The organism is Psychrosphaera ytuae, assembly GCF_017638545.1.
In the GTDB taxonomy this organism is placed as follows: Bacteria; Pseudomonadota; Gammaproteobacteria; order Enterobacterales; family Alteromonadaceae; genus Psychrosphaera; species Psychrosphaera ytuae.
This window is the reverse complement of record NZ_CP072110.1, coordinates 149,592-169,026: the sequence shown is the minus strand read 5'-3', so window position 1 is coordinate 169,026 and position 19,435 is coordinate 149,592. Positions and strand designations below refer to the sequence as shown.

Genomic DNA, 19,435 nt, shown 5'->3' with positions numbered 1-19,435 from the left:
GCCCCCAATGGAAAAACAAACACACAATCAAGAAACAGGTGTTGGTGCAATGGCAAAATTTTCATTGCATCGCCCCATTACGGTTACCATAGTTTTTATATCCTTGCTTCTATTAGGCAGTATTTCGAGCCGATTACTGCCCCTAGAGCTATTTCCAGGTATCGAAATTCCCGAAATATTCGTTAATGTTCCATACCCTAATGCTACACCAGCCGAGGTCGAACGTCAGATAACCAAACCCATTGAAGAGGCACTCGCAACCATTTCAGGTGTTCAAAAAGCCCAATCTTGGTCCAGTGAATCAGGAGCAAATATTGGTCTGAGTTTCAATTGGGGTGAAAACATCAGTTCAAAATCCATTGAAGCCAGAGAAAAAATTGATGCGATTCGGGATCAGTTACCTGATGACGTCGAGCGACTGTTTGTGTTTCAGTTCAATACTAGTGATATGCCAGTTCTTAATTTAAGAATTTCCTCAGACCGCGACCTCTCATTCGCCTATGACCTATTGGACCGTCAATTACGCAGACAAATAGAGCGTGTTCCAGGAGTATCCCAAGTCACTATGTACGGGGTCAACAAACGAGAAATAGTTATCCGTCTAGACGAGGCTCGCCTTGCAAGTCATAAGCTAACTGTGTCTGAGATACTTACAAAGCTACGCGGTATGAATTTTAGTCAGTCTGCAGGCTATCTAAACTCTGCAGAGGGCAAGATTTTAGTTACTCCTAATGGCGAGTTTAAGTCGGTAGAGGACGTCATCAACGCACCGATCAATCAACATATATTATTAGGTGATGTTGCCGAGATTAAATATGAGCTACCTGAGCGAGAAGATGGTCGTCACCTAAATCAGACCTATGCAATTGGCATGGACGTAATGAAGGAGTCGAGTGCTAATTTAGTTTCAGTGGCCGCAGGTGTTTTAAAGGTGGTTGAACAGGCCAAGTCCAATCCTCAGTTTAACGGCATTAACTTGTTTGTGATGCAAAACACGGCAAAGGACGTGACATCATCGCTGTCAAATCTACTAGAAGCGGGTTTGATTGGGGCTGCGCTTTCGATAGCCGTTTTATACTTATTTTTGCGTCATTTACCAACGACATTAATCGTAGTGGCATCAGTTCCTGTTGCAATTTGTATCACGCTTGGGGCTATGTACTTAATGGGGTATAGCCTCAATATTCTTTCGCTAATGGGGCTAATGTTAGCGGTAGGTATGTTAGTTGATAATGCGGTCGTTGTTACTGAGTCGATTTATAACGAACGTCAACATTCTGATGATATAGAAAAAGCGACAATCAAAGGTGTATCTAACGTATCACTTGCAGTAATTGCGGGAACATGTACCACTGCAATCGTGTTTTTACCCAATATAATTGGTAAAAAAATCGACGTCACCATTTTCCTTGAGCATGTGGCAATTTCGATTTGTATTTCACTTTTTGCTTCATTGTTGATATCACAAACTCTTATTCCATTACTCACAAGTAAAATAAAATCATTACCAAAGAACCCATCTGCAAGTAAGGGTCAAGAGACTTATCGCAAGACATTAAGCTGGGTTATGAAGCACCAGAAAAAATCGTTCTTCATTGGCTTAGCGCTGTTTCTTTCATTGCTCGTCCCGATGACCTTTGTTGAGTCCAACGAAAATGGGGGAGTGTCTAAGAGCCGAATGTTTATTAATTACAACATTGAGGGCAATCCAAGCATTGAAGAAGTAGAACGCAAAGTCGACATCATGGAGAAGTTCCTTTATGCCAATAAAGACAGATTCGAATTTGAAAGTGTCTATAGTTATTACCGCAGTGGCTTTGCTCAGTCTACTTTGAACATGAATGAAAACCTTAACCGAGATTTCATTCAAATCAAAAACGACATTGAGAAAAATTGGCCACAAATCGTGGGTGCTAAACCGACTTTTGGTTGGAATTCTGGAAATGGCGGTGGATTGCGAGTAAGCCTAGCCGGTCCTTCAACAGAAGTATTAATGGAGATAGCCGACCAAACTATTCCAATGTTGTCCAAAATAGAAGGTTTAGAAGACGTTAAATCTGAAATAACGGGCGAGCAAAAAGAAATTCAAATCATCATTGACCGCGATAAAGTTCAACGCTTCGGTTTAGATAGCACCTCTGTCGCACAAGCTGCTGCAACAGCTTTACGAGGCATGAACCTACGTACCTACCGAGATCCTGTTCAAGGTGAAATTCAGGTTAGGTTGAGATTTGATGATGATATACGTCATAACCTCGAGCGCTTTAAGTCACTTATTATTATCAGTAAAAATGGTGTTGATTACCGTTTAGAACAACTTGCTGAACTAAAAGTTACCCCTAGGCTTAACCAGATTTACCGTTATTTCAGAGAAACAAACCTTAATATAGGTGCAAACTTAGGTGAGGACTTCACTCTCGAGCAAGCAGAAAAGCAGATCACTGCAGTGATGAACCAGCTTACGTTACCTGCTGGTTATAAATGGAGTTTAACAGGCTCCTTCGAACGCGCTAAAGAGGCCGAAAACGTCATGTTAGTCAATATGGCTTTGGCATTAGTGATGATTTATATAGTAATGGCTGCATTATTCGAGAGCTTGATCTTACCTACTGCGGTTATCACTAGCCTGTTGTTTTCGATCTCTGGAACCTTTTGGGCCTTGCTCCTGACAGGTACAGACATGGGGATGATGGTAATGATTGGGATATTAATCCTGATGGGCATAGTGGTAAACAACGGCATAGTGCTTATCGATAAAATCAATCAACTCAGAGAACAAGGCGTTACACTTTACGAAGCAATAATCGAGGGCAGTACTTCGCGTTTTAGACCTATCCTGATGACTGTAGCAACAACTGTGTTAGGTTTACTTCCTCTTGCGATGGGCGATGCGAGTATTGGTGGCAACGGAAGCCCAGAATACGCGCCTATGGCGGTTGCTATTATAGGTGGTTTAGTATTCTCAACAGTAATGAGTCTCTTGTTTGTGCCACTTGCATATGTGTTGCTGTTAAAATTAACAGACCGCACCGCTCGGATGTTTATACGCGGTAAAACTTTAGCGTCTAAAGTAATATCTGAGGCTTAATGTCGAATAGCTTTTAGCCTTAAATATTCAATAAAATTCAATAAAAAAGCCACTCGTCAGTGGCTTTTTGTTTACATCAATTTCAGGTGATTACTCATTAATGACAGCGCCCTGCTTCGAACGCATTAGTAAATAATACATCACAGGCACAACAATAAGAGTTAATACAGTCGCAAAACCCAGTCCAAACATGATCACCACGGCCATACTCTTAAAGAAGTCGTCAGTAAGCAATGGCGCCATTCCTAATACGGTCGTAATGGCTGCCATAGAAACTGGTCTTACACGACTAATTGCAGCGTTGACAATTGCATCATAAAACTCGGCGCCTTCTGACTTCTCTATTTCAATTTGCTCAACTAATACGATACCATTTTTAATCAGCATTCCTGATAAACTCAGTAATCCCAATAAGCTCATAAAACCAAACGCAATACCTGTCGTTAAGAACCCAAACGACACACCAATTATCGCAAGAGGCACCGTTGTCCAGATCACAGTCGCTAGCTTCATCGAATTAAACAACAAAATGGTTATGATAAACATCAGCCCAAATCCAATAGGCAGCGCTGAGAATATCGGCTTTTGGGCTTTTTTACTAGCCTCGTATTCCCCACCCCAACTGAGCTCATAACCATCTGGTAGCGGAATCGCCTCAATTTTTGGTTTCACTTTTGCAAACAATTGGGCCGCTGTTTTATCTGATAAAACATCGTGGTCTGCCATTACCGTTAAGGTTCTCTTGCGGTCTCGTCGGTTAATGATTGGATCTTCAAATTCCATTTTGAACTCAGAGACCACCTTTGATAGCGGCAAGTATTGATTTAAAACCGGAGAATAAATCTGTAAGTCATCAATCGAGTCGATGACTTCACGCTGTTGTTCTGGCATCCGAACAACAATTGGTAATCGTTCTGTACCATCTCGATAAACGCCTACGGTTTTTCCTACAAAGTTAGTTAACAGTAAGTCATCCACCGCAGACTTAGTGATCCCTACTTCTCTAGCAGCTACAGCATCAAACACTGGGCGCATGACTTTTGTTTGGTTTTTCCAGTTGTCGGTTATATTCATCGCATCTGGTTCGGCACGCAAAATTTCTTTGGCCTTAGCACTCAATTGACGCAGTACTTCAGGATCAGAACCAGAAAATCGAGCTTCGATTTTAGACGCGGTTGCAGGACCAATCTCAACACGTAAGGTTTTTGCTTCTACGTCCGGATATTGACGATGAATATAACGACGAACTTGAGCCATCGTTGGCACTAAGTCCTCTTTACCTTTTACCCTAATAATCAATTGTCCGTAGTTGCTGTAATTTAGCTCCATGTTATAGGTCAACATAAATCGAGCGGCACCACGACCAATCGTATTAGACACAAACTCGACCTGTTCCTGCTTTAACATGTACGATTCTAATTCAGCCCCAGTCTCGGCGGTCGCTCTAATATCACTCCCTTGTGGAAGTCGATATTCAACATAAAACATAGGTAAATTTGAAGCTGGAAAAAATGACTGCTTCACTTTACCAAAGCCATAACCTGCAACTAAAAACAGAGCCAACATAAATACCATGGTTGACTTAGGATATCGCAAAGTAAAAACGAGTATTTGTTTGTACCTTTGATACAAACTTCCAGCATAAGGATCAGTACTGTCACTTTCATCGTTTTCTTGGGTAGAACTAACACTGTCTTTAAACATTAAACTTGCATAAAAAGGAGTGATAGTTATCGCAGTGAACCAACTTAATAACAAAGAGATCAGTAAAACGTAAAACAATGAGCCAGCAAATTCACCAGTGGCATCTGGTGATAAGCCAATAGGCGCAAAGGCAATGATAGCGATAAACGTAGCCGCTAATAGTGGCCACTTGGTTTGCCGAACAATCAAACTCGCGGCCTCGGCTCGAGACATTTTGCGTTTTAGGTTAACCAATATCCCTTCTACAATGACAATGGCATTATCAACCAGCATACCTAGCGCAATAATTAAGGCGCCAAGCGAAACACGGTGTAATTGAATATCGAGTAAATTCATGAAAATAAAGGTACCCAACACCGTCAGTAATAATATACCGCCGATTAATACCCCAGTTTTAAAACCCATGAATAACAACAAAATAACAATGACGATAATTACCGCTTCAGCCAAACTCTGAATAAAACCCGCTACCGATTCGTCTACTTCTTTGGGTTGGTTGTAAACCGTATGGATGAACATTCCGTACGGGCGCTGTTGATCGAGCGTTGCGAGCTTTGCCGAAACTCTTTGACCAACATCAACAACATTAGAGCCTGACGCGAAAGACAAGCCAATATAAATTGCCGGCTCGCCGTTATGTCTCACAATATGACTTGGAGTTTTGTCAAAGTCGCGATAAATATTAGCGACATCGGCCAACACGATTCGTTTCGACTGACCCGGCGGACTTATCACTAAATCTCCCAATTCTTGAACTGAAGAGAATTCACCCGTGGGATGAAAACGAATTTGCTCATCGCCTACTCTCACAAAGCCAGCGTTGCTTACGACATTTTGTTGCGACAACAACTGATACAAGTATCCGGTCGAGATCCCTAATGAAACCATCTTATTCTGCGACATTTCGATAATGACTTGTTCTTGTTCAGAACCAACTACAGTCACCTTGCCAATGCCATCAACTAAGACTAATTCACGTCTAATATAGTCTACGTAATCGTTTAGCTCGTCGTTGTTAAACCCTTCACCAGTCACCGCAAGTAATACTCCGAATACATCACCAAAGTCGTCTCTGACGATTGGGGTCGTAGTGCCTGCAGGTAATTGAGGAGCGTAGTCATTTATTTTTCTTCTGAGTTCATCCCAGATTTGGCGTAATTCCGTCTTCCGGTAAGTCGACTTCATTTCAACCATGATTTGTGACACACCAGCACTAGTTATCGACTTTACGTTGTCGACATATGTTAGTTTTTGAATTTCATTTTCTAAGGGATGGGTAACCTCTTCCTCGACTTGCACAGGCGAGGCCCCCGGATATTGAGTCACTACTATCGCTTGTTTAAGAACAAACTCGGGATCCTCTAGTTGGCCCAACTGAAAATAAGAAACTACACCGCCAAACAACAACAAAAACGCGAATAACCACGAGGTCGTTTTTTGTCTAACGAAGTAATTAGCAATATCAAACCCTTGAGACATACTACAGTCCTCGCTCCTGAACCCACTCAGACACTTCTGTGTCCTCTGGTATCAAGTGAGCGCCCGCTGCCACCACTTTATCACCGGCAGCCAAGGTTCCACTTTGTAATGGTTTAATGATAAGACCTTTTTGTTTGGTATCGACGACTTCCACCGCCACAAGTTGGGTGCGGTTATTTTCATCTATTTTGTAGACATACTTTTGTTTTGAGTCTGCTAAACGATTTGGTACAAAAACTGACGCAATAGGTACTTGTAATAAACTTGTATCGTTATTGAGTAGCTTGTTTAGTTCGACCTCTAAAGTACCTGTCATACCAGGTAACAAATTTATGTCCTCTGGGGTAGGTAACGAAAACACAACTTGATAACTTTTTGTTGCAGGATTTGGAGAAATATCGTGCTCTTTGAGGGTTACTTGATATTTTTTGTTGGGGTTGGCATCAAAGATTAAATTGGGTTTATAAGCCTCAGTTTTATCTGACTTTGGCAGGCGTACCATAAGCTGTTCAGGTACTTGAATAGCAACATCTATATTAGAGCGGCCTTGAATGTCCATAATTGGCTGTTTAGCTTGAACAAACTCAAACGCTTCCACGTTGATATTGGTAACCACACCATCAAAAGGAGCTTTTAGCTGAGAATATTCCAAATTATTATTTGCAGCGTCGAGTTGTGCCTCAGCAATATCTAGCTCTGCTTTAAGCTGATCAAACTCAGCCGATGAAATTAATTTTTCTTTAATTAAGGTTTGAGCACGTTTGAACTGAGAAGCCGTTAAATCAAATTTAGCTTTTGCTTGCTTCTGTTGAACTACAAAATCTTTATCGTCTAATTGCGCCAGCATTTGGCCCTTCTTTACACTGTCACCTGCTACAACAGGTAACTTAACGATTTCGCCATTAACTCTAAAGGCTAAATGAGCATACAAAGAAGGCTCCACAGTTGCTGGAAAGGTTTTGATAGATTCACCAGATGCGGACACGACCTTCGCTAATTTAGCAGGCCGGATAGTCTCTTCATCAACCGACTCGGACCTTGGCTCCGTGCACCCCGATAATACTGACCACATTGCGACTATTAAAATCCATGACAAACTTTTACCAAATCTGTAAACCATTGAAAGTTCCTACTATTTATCGACTATCAGTTATTGTACGCAGAATTACATTAAATGATATTTATATTATTTTAAAAACTAGTTAACATTTTGTTAACTTATTTACGATGATACCGCCATGAAAATTGATCAAGTTTTAACTTTAATTCACGTTGTTGAAGCTGGCTCTATCAGCGCTGCTTCAACGGTGCTAAATAAATCCCAGCCGGCCATCAGTATGACTATTAAAAGACTAGAAGAAACGGTTGGTATAACTCTGTTTAATAGGAATGGATACCGTCTCGAACTCACTGAAAAGGGACAAATTTATTATCAAAAATGTAAGCTAATAGTAGACCAGATAAATCAACTTAACAGCTATTCCGACAGTTTAAAAAGAGGAGAAGAACACGAAGTTGTGATCAGTATCGAAGATTCGGCTAATGTCGACCCGCTTTTGTCATCACTCAAAGAAGTTCAGTCGTCCTTTCCAAATACGCAATTTAAGTTACATTCTGAGACTCAATTAAAAAGTTTTCAGCGCCTTAATAAAGAAGAAGTTCAATTGGCGTTTACACCATGGTTGCCTACATTTGCCGCCGAGGGAGACTTCGAGTCAAAACATGTATCGAACTTAGAAATTTCATTTTGTATTCACCGGTCGTTATTAGCTCAGGTTAACGTAACCGATGCAAACGACATTGATCAAAGTGTGTTATCAAAATTACCACAAGTCGTGCCGAGTGATTTTGCCATTGATTTGAACAAAGACGTTTTGATGAAACCAATTGGTCGAAGTCTGCTTAAAGTCAACGGTTATCAAACTTGTGTTGCCGCAATACACGCTCAGCTGGGTTGGGGTCCCATTATAAAAAACATGTGGTCTAAAGCTTTAACGGAAGATTTTGTTAGTTTTCAAATAGAAAAAGATTCAACACCTATTTGTGCGGAAATAAGGGTAGTAAAAAATAGAAAAACTATTTTAGGTCCAGCTGCAAATAAAATTTGGTCGATGTTTTAAAAATGCACACTTTTGTACAGATTAATTTACAGTCGATACTGTAAAAAACCTGTTAATAACCTGAGGAAAACCAGTAAACAAGCGGTTTAAAACTGATCCTAGCCGAAGTGTAATTGTTATCGAACTGACAACCCAAATTGGTTAAAAAAAAGACAACCAACGCTTTATTTCAAAAATGTCTTCTACTAAGCTGATATTTAGATGTCACCCAGTCACTTTATATACACTACCTTGGTAAAAGCCTTGAAACAAAGATGTATATCAAAGTGGATTGCGAGACAAGGTTTAGCGCACGGCTCTTAACGGAGCCATTCCCCTCGCCCAGATCAGGACTAGTTCTGGGCTTTTTTTTGCCTATTAAACTCTATGTGTTTTTAGGCAAAAAACTCATCATTATCTTATACCGAGGCGTGACTGAATAAGTCTTGGAAATTGGCAGTAGTTTGTTCTGCTACTTTTTCTAAAGAAACACCTTTTAACTCCGCAATAAACTCTGCGACGTGCTTGACATAAGCAGGCTGATTTTGTTTTCCACGAAACGGGACAGGTGCAAGATAAGGAGAATCTGTTTCTATTAATAAACGGTCCAATGGCATTTTGCGGACAACGTCCTGTAACTCAACAGCGTTTTTAAAAGTAACGATACCCGAAATTGAAATAAAAAAGTTTTGATCCATAGCTTGCTTGGCCATTTCCCAACTTTCTGTAAAGCAATGCAAGACGCCACGACACTTCTCTGCGTTATTTTCGCGCATGATCGCAATGGTATCCTCTCTGGCGTCTCTTGTATGAACAATAATTGGCTTATTCAGCTCATTTCCTACCTCTATATGACGAGCAAAAGAAGCTTGCTGAGCGGCAATGGAATCTTTTGAATAATAATAATCCAAGCCCGTTTCACCAATCGCCACAACTTTATCATCCGATGCTAATTTGGGTAGGTCATCTAGCGTAAATTGCTTGTCTTCATCCACGTGTAATGGGTGAACGCCACAAGAAAATGAAACGTTCTCATATGCTTGTGCCTTTTTTACCATTTCAGGAAATTGGTCCATTGAAATAGCCACACATAAAAAGTGCTCGACACTGTTTTGTTTCGCTTTTTCCATCATGGCTGCAAAGCTCATCCCTTCTTTTTCTAAATCGATTCGATCTAAGTGACAATGGGAATCAACAAAACGCATAGGTACCTCAATTAAAAGTTAATGATTCGACAATTTCTGCAATTATCTCGCATTTAAAGTAATAAAAAAACCATTGTCGTCCGTATATCTCCCCAAGATCAACGCAACAATGTTAAAACAGGTCTAAACTCATGGTCTGATAGTGCTAATAGTTTACATATATAGCACTTGATTATAGCGGCTTTGGGTTTACATACCGAACGGTCGGTATTATACTTCTGACCATTATAAATTAAAGGACTTTGATTATGTTAAGAGTATCAGTCGCCCTCGCTTCACTTTTGTTATTGGTTCCTAGCTATGCAGTATCTTTAGACAATGACAAAGAATTGGCCTTGAAGTATCAGCAACAAATTGAACAGATAGAGCTAACCAATTCGCCTTATGTCATTGTTGAAGACCTAGCAAAAGTCGTATTTAAATCAGTTGCCGACGCAAAATCATTAGCAGACAAAGAACAAGAAAAGCAAAGAATGAAAATGATTGTTGAAGAACAGTTGATTCCATTTGTTGATATTCGTTTTGCTTCGTACAAGATATTGGGCCCGCAACTCAAGCAGTCTACCCGTGAAGAACGCGACTTATTCGTAGACGCGATGCGTAAAATTTTGGTAGAAACATACTCTTCTGCGTTGATTCAATACAACAACCAAAAAATTAACTACGAGCAAGAACGCGATGTCAGCGGCAAAAAAACCGTGGCTATCCGTACTGAACTCGAGCAACCAGGCGCCAAACCGCTGTCTATGGTATTTAAACTACGTAAAAACACCAAAACCAACGAGTGGCGAGCCTATGATTTAGTCGTTGAGGGTATTAGCTTGGTAGATGCAAAACGTGCTGAGCTGTCTAAGCCGTTACGTGATAAAGGCATTGGTGACGTAGCCAACGAGTTATTAAAATCTTAATAGATTGTATTGCTAAAATGAAAAAAGCGCTGTCAAAGCGCTTTTTTGTGTTTTGGATAACTTATGCTAACTGCCGGATCAGTTCTGAAGGCGTAATTTTCATTAAAGAGCGCGTACTTATTGAGCCTACTATCGCAACAAACATCGCGCCAGATAAAGGCCCTATCAACCATAAATCCCAATGTGGCCGCCAAGTCATATCAAACATAAAATGCTGAATAGCGACTAAACTTGACTCTGCAACCAATGCCGCGATAAAGCCTGCTACCGCTCCTAAACTCAGAAACTCAAGGGTTATTGCATTTCTAATCATCGACCCCTTCGCTCCTATCGTACGGAAAATTACCGTCTCTTTACGTCGCTCGTCTAAAGAGCTCTGGACTTGCGCTAACAGCACTAAAGTCGCAGCAATCACGACGATTAATAAAACAAACTGGATAGCTATGGACACTTGATTTATTGTCGACTTAATTTGAGTCAACATAGCGTCAACGTCAATGATACTTAAGGTCGGTATCCGTGTAACCAATTCATTGATCCACAACTTTTCTTCTTTAGGTAAGTAAAACGACGTAATGTAGGTCGCAGGAAAGTCTGCTATGACATCGTTACTAAAGATCATAAAAAAGTTTGGCTGTAAGCTATTCCAGTCTACTTTTCGAATGCTTGTTACCTCAGCGGATACAGTTTGAGCACCAATAACGAAATACAAGGTATCACCGAGTTTGAGTTTTAGGCGCTCTGCAACGCCCTCTTCTACTGAAACTTGTTTAGCCTTATTAGGCACCATCCACTCACCCTGAATGATTTCATTGTTATCTGGAAAAGTTTCGGTAAAGGTTAAATTAAGCTCACGGCCAATACCAATCCGTTGTCCTTCTTGCTCTTGGTCATCCGTGCTCGTACCTTGTTCTTCGTTAAGTTCAGCTTTACCTTTGCGTTTTGCACCATCTTCTTGGTCTTCACCGCGCTTAGGCTGTTTTAATACCTCATCGTTAATCTGAGTGATTCGACCTCGAATTATCGGATAAAACTGCTCTACCGTGATCCCCTGTTTTTCAAACATTCCTTTGACAACAGGTAATTCTGGCTCAGAAATGTTTACCACGAAGTGATTAGGCGTACCATCTGGTAATTGCTCTTGCCACTCTTCGATTAATGAGTTTTTGAGTGTGTACAGCACCAGCATCAACATTATCGCCAAGGTAAAGCCAATAATTTGTGATGTGTTTTCCTTTGAGCGTCGTTTTAACGAAGCGAGTGCTAGTTTTAACGCACCTCCGTTAGTACGACTCGCTGCACCTCGGGTTAAACTAATAATCCCCCTTGAGGTGACGACAATAAGAACTGATAACAATACACCTGTACCTGTCACTATGGCGGTTAGTTTCCAGTTTTGGCTATAAAACCAAACTAGTGCGATAGTCGTTAGCGCCATTATTGCTTGCGCCATTATCGATGTCGTCACTCCATCACCTAGGGTACGGCGCAACACTCTTAACGGTGGTACTCTAAATAGCTTTAATAACGAAGGAATCGAAAACATCAAAGCACACACAAAACCAGTCACTGTAGCAACTAAAAATGGCTCTAAACCAAGCGCAGGTATGTCATTTGGTAAATATTCTGAGAGCGCTGTAATCGCTCCCCACTGCATTATTCCACCCAATACAAGGCCACCGATAACGCTAACGATAGCGATGACCAGTAATTGACATAAATAAACAACCTGTACCTGAGAAACACTTGCGCCAAGGGTTTTCATAATTGCAATCGAATCTAAGTGGCGTTGACTGTATAGACGAGCAGAAACAGCAACCGCCGTCGCAGCCAAAATAACGCCCAATACACCTGCTATCATCAGGAAGCTTTCGGCTCGCTCTAGAGAGCGCTGAATACCACTAGCACCTTCTTTAACCCCTCTAAAACGTTCGTGTTTGGTTAGTTGCGGTTTAATCCAAGATTCAAATTCTTTGAGTGCCTGTTCTTCACCTGCGTATAAATAAGCGTAGGTGATACGGCTACCAGGTTGAACTATGTTCGTTGCTGCGACATCTTCCATGCTCATAATAATACGAGTACCAGCGCTAAAAACCTGAAATGGCGCATCAGGCTCACTATCAATAATTCCAGCAACCTTTAACGTCGCCTCACCTATTTCGACTTCTTTTGGCTTATCCAACATGTAGTACAAACGCTGACTCATTATCACTGTGCCAGGCAATGGACCGTTTTGTTCAGTAACAGACAATGGGTCTTCCAAGTCAGCCACTAACAAGGTACCGCGAAGTGGGTATGATTGAGTCACCGCCTTGATGACGGCTAAGTTCAGTTTGTCATTGGCAAACGCCATAGACTGAAAATAGACGTGCTGATCAGTCTGTAGATTTTGTTGTTTAGCGTAATCTATGTAATTAGTATCAATTGGCCGAGAGCTGACTAAATCGCGATCAGCTCCTAAAAACTCAGCGCTTTTCAGTAAAATAGATTGCTCTATGCGGTTAGTAATACTACTGAGCGCCATCACTGACGACACGGCAAGAATTATCGACAAAGCAATAATAGTGAGTTCGCCACGACCAAATTCACGTCGGAAAAGTCGCAACGATAATCCAAGCATAGTAAAAAACTTATTTGGCATCGCGTTTAGCCCTTTCGATACTGGTTACTTCTGCTAGCTTTGGTTTTGTTGCCGTAGTTTCGATGAGCTGGCCATCTTTTATTTCTAGAGTTCTTTGGCAGCGTTTAGCAAGTGCTGGATCATGCGTAACCAGGACCAAGGTAGTATTAGCGGTTTGATTGAGCTCAAACAATAAATCTTCCACAAGGTGACCATTCACAGTGTCTAAGTTTGCTGATGGTTCATCAGCGAATAAGAGTTTAGGCTCTGTAATAAACGCCCTGGCGATAGCAACGCGCTGTTGCTCTCCTCCCGACAATTGATTTGGGAAGTGGTCTAAGCGGTGCGACAGTCCCACCTTGTCTAGCCACTCTTTCGCCTTACGTCTCGCTTCTGAGCGCAATGTACTGTTATCCGACAATTCTGCCGGTAACATGACATTTTCGAGTGCCGTTAAGCTGGGAACCAATAAAAATTGTTGAAAAATAAAACCAATATCAGAACGGCGAATCGCCGCGCGCTCTTCTTCATCTAGTACCTGAAGCGCTTTACCATAAAATTCGATTTTGCCCTTACTTGGTAAATCCAGTCCTGCCAACAAACCTAATAAGGTCGATTTACCCGAACCGGACGCGCCAACAATCGCAACCGTCTCGCCATCCTCGATCGACAAATCAATTTCGCTTAAGATTGTGATCGATCTTTCTTCTGAGTCGTTGTTAGAAGACTGATTATTTAGTACAACTGTTTTACTGACTTTGTTTGCAACAAGTGCAGGCTGAGATGTTTTATTCATGTAGTTAAGGTCCTACCATGGCATTGTTTTTACATACTAAAAGAAACTTGTTAAATATGACAAGCTCACTGTTTATAACTATTACGTTGTTTTTATGCTTTTCGATGAGTCTAGCGCACGCAGAAACCAAAGTCGTGATGTATGGTGATAGCGTCAGCGCGGGGTATGGTATGAAGACCGAACAAAGCTGGCCTTATTTGTTGCAGCAAACTTTTGTTACAGAAAACACTCCTATTAAGTTGATCAATGAGAGCATCAGTGGCGAAACAACCGGTGGTGGTGTAGCCCGTATCGAACAAGTGCTAAAGCGCCACAACTTAGATAAAGATGACTGGATTATTATCGAATTAGGCGGCAACGATGGCTTGCGCGGGTTTCCAATTAATACCCTAAATTCAAATCTAACCCAAATGATCAAGGCTGCTCAAGCGAGTGAAGTAAACGTCGCACTAATGCAAGTCAGGATCCCACCTAATTACGGCAAGCGTTATACAAGTATGTTTGAAGGGACTTATGGCAAATTAGCAAAGCGATTTGACATTCCTTTGTTGCCTTTTTTCATGGAAAAAGTCGCTACTAACCCCAATTACATGATGCGAGATGGCATTCACCCAAACGTGAGTGCGCAAATTATTATTCGCGATGAAATGAAAAGCGTAATCGAAGGTTTGGTCAGCGAATAACTTTTATCTCGCGACCTAGGCGACAGAATAAATTGTGTCGCCTGTAGTATTCTTTGAGCTTAGTTCCATTCCTCGTAATACTCACATTGGCACATCAATTCACCTTCAGGCGTGTACCATTCACTGTAATAATCAGGTGCTTGACAGCTGGCTCGCAGCGAATAACAGCGAAGGTCAGACTTTATCGTGCTGTTGTTACGATTTTCCAAAGCACCTTGTAGCGCTACTTCTGCAAAAATAGAACAGCCACTTAAAAGCACAACAAAAGACAATAAATATAACTTCTTCATAGTTAAACTCATTATTTGATGACAAAGAGAGTCAATAAACTAATTCAAAATCTAATAATAACGTAGAAATAAAATGTTAATTTTGTAATCGAGATGATTGTGTGGAGAGAAAGTTGGTACTCCCAAGGGGATTCGAACCCCTGTTACCGCCGTGAAAGGGCGGTGTCCTAGGCCTCTAGACGATGGGAGCACTAAGAACTTTGTAGATATTTGAATTTAAGTGGTACTCCCAAGGGGATTCGAACCCCTGTTACCGCCGTGAAAGGGCGGTGTCCTAGGCCTCTAGACGATGGGAGCACTAAGACTTAAATCTAAACGTTTGATTGATGGTACTCCCAAGGGGATTCGAACCCCTGTTACCGCCGTGAAAGGGCGGTGTCCTAGGCCTCTAGACGATGGGAGCACAGGACAATCAAGTTATTTTAAATGGTACTCCCAAGGGGATTCGAACCCCTGTTACCGCCGTGAAAGGGCGGTGTCCTAGGCCTCTAGACGATGGGAGCAAGGACATTTAAAATTATTGCAGTTTTATAAGTGGTACTCCCAAGGGGATTCGAACCCCTGTTACCGCCGTGAAAGGGCGGTGTCCTAGGCCTCTAGACGATGGGAGCACTAAGACTTATAAATTGAGACAAGATGGTGGAGCTAAGCGGGATCGAACCGCTGACCTCTACACTGCCAGTGTAGCGCTCTCCCAGCTGAGCTATAGCCCCTCAAGGTGTCTCAACAGAGTGGCTGTTTGCCTCAACTGCGGGGCGCATTCTATGCACTCACTTTATTTTCGTCAACCATTATTTAAAGAAAAATACCCAAGTTTAGGTTGTTTGGTCATTTTTTTTACACAATGGTCAAAAATAAACAAACTTTGATAAAAAACCATCAAGTTCCAATAAAAAAGCCGAAGAAAACTTCGGCTTTAGTTATTTTAGTTTAATTAACAATAAACTAAATGTGCCCTACTGCCCTGCTTCTCGTTCTTCAATAAACGCAATAGCATTATCAATACGGCTTAGTACTTTTTCTTTAGGTAAAAGTTCTAACGTTACATCTAGAGATGGTGAATTACCGCTACCCGTAGCTGCTACACGTAAAGGCATACCAACTTTACCCATGCCAACTTCCAGCTCTTCAGCTGTTGCATTGATGGCCGCTTGGATATCAGCACCTTGCCAAGTCGCTACGTCCGCTAGTTTTTGACGAACAACTTGCAATGGCTCTTTAGCGACCGGGCGCAAATGTTTTTTCGCCGCTTTTTCATCTAGGCTTTCAAAATCTTGATAGAAATATGTACTGATCTCAGCCATTTCTTTTAATGTTTTGACCCTTTCAGCCTGAATTTCAACGATAGCTTCTAATTTAGGACCATTTGTAACATCAATACCCGCTTGTTCGAAGTGCCAAACTAAGTGTTTTGCTACTTCTTCAGCTGGTAATAGCTTCATATATTGTTGGTTCATCCAGTTTAACTTTTCAGTGTTAAACGCAGACGCAGAGTTATTAATATCATTGATATCGAATAAATCGAATAATTCTTGTTGAGTAAAGATCTCTTGATCGCCATGTGACCAACCCAAACGAACCAAATAATTAATAACAGCTTGAGGTAAGTAACCATCATCGCGGTATTGCATAACACTTACAGCACCGTGACGCTTAGATAGCTTTTTACCATCGTCACCCAAAATCATCGAGCAGTGAGCATACTGAGGTACTTCAGCACCCAGTGCTTTGAAGATGTTAATTTGACGAGGCGTGTTCAATAAGTGATCTTCACCACGAATAACGTGGGTCATACCCATTTCCCAATCGTCAATCACCACACAGAAGTTATAAGTTGGTGTACCGTCTGTACGTTGAATGATCAAATCATCCATTTCTTCGTTTGCGATACTCATGTCTCCGCGGATCGCATCTTTAAATTCAACGGCACCATCTAAAGGGTTTTTAAATCGGATTACATAAGGTGCATCAGCTGGCTGCTCGGCAGCAGACAAATCACGACATTTGCCATCGTACTTTGTACGCTCGCCATTTTTCTCTTGTTCTTCGCGAAGAGTCTCTAAACGTTCCTTAGAACAATAGCATTTATACGCTTTGCCATCGTCTAACAATTGTTGAACATATTTTTTGTAAGTATCAAAACGCTTTGTTTGATAGAACACTTCACCATCGCCTTCCATACCTAACCATGACATGCCATCTAAAATAGCTTGCACAGCTTCTGGAGTTGAGCGTTCTAAATCGGTATCTTCTATACGTAAAATGAATTTGCCGTTATGACGCTTAGCGTATAACCATGAATATAGTGCAGTACGTGCACCACCTACGTGTAAATAGCCCGTTGGACTTGGGGCAAAACGAGTAACAACGCTCATTTATCTTTCCATTTAGTGTTATCAGTATTAATTGCACGCTATTCTATAGAAAAACGTGAGGGACTTAAAATGCAATATTGGTTATTTAAATCAGAACCTGATGAATATAGCATCGATGACTTAAAAGCGGAGCCAAATCAGACTGGTCGCTGGGATGGAATTCGCAACTATCAAGCAAGAAACCTAATCCGCGATCAAATAAAAGAAGGTGACCTGGTGTTGTTTTATCACTCTAGTTGTAAAAATGTAGGTGTAGCTGGTTCCGCTAAGGTGGTTTCTGCACCCTATCCAGATCCATTGCAATTTGATCCAGAGAGTAAATATCACGATCCAAAATCACATCCTGACCAGCCAAAATGGTTTTCTGTAGATTTGAAGTACGACCAACACGCAAAATCCTTTTTGTCGTTGTCTAAGATTAAATCACTACCAGAGTTAGCAGAAATGGTTTTGGTAAAACAAGGACGTCTTTCTATTCAACCTGTAACAGAAAAAGAATGGAAATTTATCTCACAGCTGATAAAAATCAGTTGATATTTCAATCAAAAAAGGCGTTTTTTGGACACTTTGTTTGAGTTTTAACCGAAAGGTCATATTTTTTAAAAATTAGTGTTGACTCTAAATCAGGGCACCCTATAATACGCCCCACTTGAGCAGCAACGGGGTTCAAGTTAACAAAGCTGGGCGGTTAGCTCAGTTGGGAGAGCATCGCCCTTACAAGGCGAGGGTCACTGGTTCGAGCCCAGTACCGCCCACCACTTACTTTAAGTGTTCCAGTTTTGTTAGATAGTTTTGATTGGGCGGTTAGCTCAGTTGGGAGAGCATCGCCCTTACAAGGCGAGGGTCACTGGTTCGAGCCCAGTACCGCCCACCAATCAAAACATCTCCTCTAGAAAGTGGGCGGTTAGCTCAGTTGGGAGAGCATCGCCCTTACAAGGCGAGGGTCACTGGTTCGAGCCCAGTACCGCCCACCACTTTCTACTTATCCTCTCTTTATAGATTTCAAAACAACATCTTAAATAAATTCGATTTCTGAATCAGAGTTGATACTGCTGATGATTTTTTGTATGCAAATTTTCGTATAAAAAAATAAAAAAAGAGATCTGCAAACGAGATCTCTTCTTTAACTATTTCTAGAAATTAACGTGTCTGTATTACAACAAGCCGCCCAAATATTTAGCCAACTCTAACATCCCAAACTGCTGAGCGATCGCTTCTGCATCTGAATTGTAGTTAGTATTTGTGTTTACGTCATAAGCATAATAGCGGCCAGCATCATCTGTAATGACCTCAATACCAGCAACCTGAATATTGTTGTCAGCCAAAAACGCTTCCATCATCTCGATAAAGTCAGGCTTATAATCTTTTAGGATTTCAAACTTCGGCCCTACACCTTGTGTTGGTGCACTTGAGTTGGTCGGACAAAACTGATCTTCAATAGAACAAACATCCGCTGGGCAAAGCTCGAAACCTTTGGACGTATCCACTTTCACACCATAGATAAATTTACCGCCAATAAACTCATGTCTGACAATATAAGGCTCAGGAGCTTTGATGTACTGTTGCACAAGAGTGATGCCATCAACAGGCTCGTCAAAGCCGGTACTATTAACGTAAGTTTCTAACTCTTCAACCGAGTCAAACAGGTATACACCCTGCCCTTTACCTGCTCGATTGTGTTTGGTGATAAATGGTGTCATGTTCAAGCTTCGCGCCGCTTCAATAAGTTGCGCTTTGCCTAACGCAGCAATCGTTTTGGGAGTCGGAATACCTGCGGCATTTAACGCCATGTATTGATTGGCTTTACTCACTTCTAAGCGCAATGCACGACTACCATTAATTACGGTTCGTCCATGACGTTCTAACCATGCTAATACCGCTTCAGTAAACTCTGGGGCAAAACGGTGATCGCGAGTATGAGAGGAGGCGCTAATACGATTGTAAAATACACCTTCTGGAGGGATCGCAGAAAGATCCACAGTTCCTTGATCTAAATGCCACATTTCATAAGGCAGTCCTAACTCTTGTAAACGGCGCTCCAAATGCACAGTCCACTCGTTATTCTCGTGTAATACATAAATCTTAGACATAAACTCGCCTTATCCCCTTTATCAATGAGCGAAGTGGTATTTTATCACGCCCTTAATTACACAGTAAAAATTATATTACATCCACACCCCGCCTTTAT

Annotated in this window: 13 protein-coding genes and 9 tRNA genes; 8 read left to right on the top strand and 14 right to left on the bottom strand. The window is 41.4% G+C overall.

From position 1 onward, the window contains the following. The first annotated feature begins 7 nt into the window (after positions 1-7). The gene (locus J1N51_RS00870) at positions 8-3,088 is read left to right on the top strand and encodes an efflux RND transporter permease subunit (protein WP_208832125.1); all 3,081 of its coding nucleotides are present in this window, start codon (positions 8-10) and stop codon (positions 3,086-3,088) included. Between the two features lie 90 nt (positions 3,089-3,178). Here the strand turns inward: J1N51_RS00870 and J1N51_RS00865 are convergent, their stop codons facing one another. Together J1N51_RS00865 and J1N51_RS00860 are read right to left on the bottom strand one after the other, a co-directional pair. Beyond that, positions 3,179-6,271: an efflux RND transporter permease subunit gene (locus J1N51_RS00865; RefSeq protein WP_208832124.1), complete on the bottom strand. Its 3,093-nt coding sequence runs from the start codon at positions 6,269-6,271 to the stop codon at positions 3,179-3,181. 1 nt (position 6,272) lies between these two features. Continuing rightward, positions 6,273-7,391 carry an efflux RND transporter periplasmic adaptor subunit gene (locus J1N51_RS00860; RefSeq protein WP_208832123.1) on the bottom strand — a complete coding sequence of 373 codons (1,119 nt, stop codon included), beginning with the start codon at positions 7,389-7,391 and terminating at the stop codon, positions 6,273-6,275. 118 nt (positions 7,392-7,509) lie between these two features. On the opposite strand from J1N51_RS00860, the gene J1N51_RS00855 reads away from it, so the two are divergent. Beyond that, the gene (locus J1N51_RS00855; protein WP_208832122.1) at positions 7,510-8,391 is read left to right on the top strand and encodes a LysR family transcriptional regulator; all 882 of its coding nucleotides are present in this window, start codon (positions 7,510-7,512) and stop codon (positions 8,389-8,391) included. A gap of 398 nt (positions 8,392-8,789) precedes the next feature. On the opposite strand, the gene J1N51_RS00850 is transcribed toward J1N51_RS00855, so the two are convergent. Next, entirely contained in the window at positions 8,790-9,575 is a 786-nt protein-coding gene (locus J1N51_RS00850; protein WP_208832121.1) for a TatD family hydrolase, read from the bottom strand. A gap of 248 nt (positions 9,576-9,823) precedes the next feature. Between J1N51_RS00850 and J1N51_RS00845 the strand changes: the two genes are divergently transcribed. Further along, complete coding sequence (locus J1N51_RS00845) at positions 9,824-10,483, top strand: MlaC/ttg2D family ABC transporter substrate-binding protein (RefSeq protein WP_208832120.1); 660 nt, start codon at positions 9,824-9,826, stop codon at positions 10,481-10,483. A 61-nt stretch (positions 10,484-10,544) separates the two neighbouring features. Here the strand turns inward: J1N51_RS00845 and J1N51_RS00840 are convergent, their stop codons facing one another. Both J1N51_RS00840 and J1N51_RS00835 read right to left on the bottom strand, forming a co-directional pair. Further along, positions 10,545-13,124 carry an ABC transporter permease gene (locus J1N51_RS00840; protein ID WP_208832119.1) on the bottom strand — a complete coding sequence of 860 codons (2,580 nt, stop codon included), beginning with the start codon at positions 13,122-13,124 and terminating at the stop codon, positions 10,545-10,547. Next, positions 13,114-13,899, bottom strand: a complete 786-nt coding sequence (locus J1N51_RS00835) for an ABC transporter ATP-binding protein (protein ID WP_208832118.1) — start codon at positions 13,897-13,899, stop codon at positions 13,114-13,116. The genes J1N51_RS00840 and J1N51_RS00835 overlap by 11 nt, the downstream gene beginning before the upstream one ends. Positions 13,900-13,916: 17 nt before the next feature. Here J1N51_RS00835 and J1N51_RS00830 point away from each other — a divergent pair, with 17 nt between their 5' ends. Beyond that, positions 13,917-14,582: an arylesterase gene (locus J1N51_RS00830; RefSeq protein WP_232842830.1), complete on the top strand. Its 666-nt coding sequence runs from the start codon at positions 13,917-13,919 to the stop codon at positions 14,580-14,582. A gap of 59 nt (positions 14,583-14,641) precedes the next feature. On the opposite strand, the gene J1N51_RS00825 is transcribed toward J1N51_RS00830, so the two are convergent. From J1N51_RS00825 to gltX, 8 genes are all read right to left on the bottom strand, one after another. Then, on the bottom strand, positions 14,642-14,872 hold the full coding sequence (locus tag J1N51_RS00825) for a hypothetical protein (RefSeq protein ID WP_208832117.1): 231 nt from the start codon (positions 14,870-14,872) through the stop codon (positions 14,642-14,644). A gap of 114 nt (positions 14,873-14,986) precedes the next feature. Then, positions 14,987-15,062 (bottom strand) — tRNA-Glu (locus tag J1N51_RS00820). 31 nt (positions 15,063-15,093) lie between these two features. Further along, positions 15,094-15,169: transfer RNA gene (locus tag J1N51_RS00815), tRNA-Glu, on the bottom strand. A 30-nt stretch (positions 15,170-15,199) separates the two neighbouring features. Next, positions 15,200-15,275 (bottom strand) — tRNA-Glu (locus J1N51_RS00810). A 24-nt stretch (positions 15,276-15,299) separates the two neighbouring features. Beyond that, positions 15,300-15,375: transfer RNA gene (locus J1N51_RS00805), tRNA-Glu, on the bottom strand. A 32-nt stretch (positions 15,376-15,407) separates the two neighbouring features. Beyond that, positions 15,408-15,483: transfer RNA gene (locus J1N51_RS00800), tRNA-Glu, on the bottom strand. Between the two features lie 26 nt (positions 15,484-15,509). Next, positions 15,510-15,585 (bottom strand) — tRNA-Ala (locus J1N51_RS00795). A 243-nt stretch (positions 15,586-15,828) separates the two neighbouring features. Then, positions 15,829-17,247 (bottom strand): glutamate--tRNA ligase, encoded by a 1,419-nt coding sequence (gene gltX, locus J1N51_RS00790; RefSeq protein ID WP_208832116.1) that lies wholly within the window; start codon positions 17,245-17,247, stop codon positions 15,829-15,831. 69 nt (positions 17,248-17,316) lie between these two features. On the opposite strand from gltX, the gene J1N51_RS00785 reads away from it, so the two are divergent. The 4 genes from J1N51_RS00785 (at position 17,317) to J1N51_RS00770 (ending at position 18,221) form a co-directional block, all read left to right on the top strand. Then, complete coding sequence (locus J1N51_RS00785) at positions 17,317-17,781, top strand: EVE domain-containing protein (RefSeq protein ID WP_208832115.1); 465 nt, start codon at positions 17,317-17,319, stop codon at positions 17,779-17,781. 148 nt (positions 17,782-17,929) lie between these two features. Beyond that, positions 17,930-18,005: transfer RNA gene (locus J1N51_RS00780), tRNA-Val, on the top strand. A gap of 40 nt (positions 18,006-18,045) precedes the next feature. Beyond that, a tRNA-Val gene (locus tag J1N51_RS00775) sits at positions 18,046-18,121 on the top strand. Positions 18,122-18,145: 24 nt separating this feature from the next. After that, positions 18,146-18,221, top strand: a tRNA-Val gene (locus J1N51_RS00770). A gap of 180 nt (positions 18,222-18,401) precedes the next feature. On the opposite strand, the gene J1N51_RS00765 is transcribed toward J1N51_RS00770, so the two are convergent. Next, entirely contained in the window at positions 18,402-19,337 is a 936-nt protein-coding gene (locus J1N51_RS00765; protein ID WP_208832114.1) for an ATP-grasp domain-containing protein, read from the bottom strand. Positions 19,338-19,435: the final 98 nt, after the last annotated feature.

Coding starts and splice junctions, on each gene's coding strand:
- J1N51_RS00840 (WP_208832119.1), bottom strand. CDS start 13,124: ATGCCAAATAAGTTTTTTACTATGCTTGGATTATCGTTGCGACTTTTC.
- J1N51_RS00825 (WP_208832117.1), bottom strand. CDS start 14,872: ATGAAGAAGTTATATTTATTGTCTTTTGTTGTGCTTTTAAGTGGCTGT.
- J1N51_RS00850 (WP_208832121.1), bottom strand. CDS start 9,575: ATGCGTTTTGTTGATTCCCATTGTCACTTAGATCGAATCGATTTAGAA.
- J1N51_RS00855 (WP_208832122.1), top strand. CDS start 7,510: ATGAAAATTGATCAAGTTTTAACTTTAATTCACGTTGTTGAAGCTGGC.
- J1N51_RS00860 (WP_208832123.1), bottom strand. CDS start 7,391: ATGGTTTACAGATTTGGTAAAAGTTTGTCATGGATTTTAATAGTCGCA.
- J1N51_RS00845 (WP_208832120.1), top strand. CDS start 9,824: ATGTTAAGAGTATCAGTCGCCCTCGCTTCACTTTTGTTATTGGTTCCT.
- J1N51_RS00865 (WP_208832124.1), bottom strand. CDS start 6,271: ATGTCTCAAGGGTTTGATATTGCTAATTACTTCGTTAGACAAAAAACG.
- J1N51_RS00835 (WP_208832118.1), bottom strand. CDS start 13,899: ATGAATAAAACATCTCAGCCTGCACTTGTTGCAAACAAAGTCAGTAAA.
- J1N51_RS00870 (WP_208832125.1), top strand. CDS start 8: ATGGAAAAACAAACACACAATCAAGAAACAGGTGTTGGTGCAATGGCA.
- J1N51_RS00830 (WP_232842830.1), top strand. CDS start 13,917: ATGGCATTGTTTTTACATACTAAAAGAAACTTGTTAAATATGACAAGC.
- gltX (WP_208832116.1), bottom strand. CDS start 17,247: ATGAGCGTTGTTACTCGTTTTGCCCCAAGTCCAACGGGCTATTTACAC.
- J1N51_RS00785 (WP_208832115.1), top strand. CDS start 17,317: ATGCAATATTGGTTATTTAAATCAGAACCTGATGAATATAGCATCGAT.
- J1N51_RS00765 (WP_208832114.1), bottom strand. CDS start 19,337: ATGTCTAAGATTTATGTATTACACGAGAATAACGAGTGGACTGTGCAT.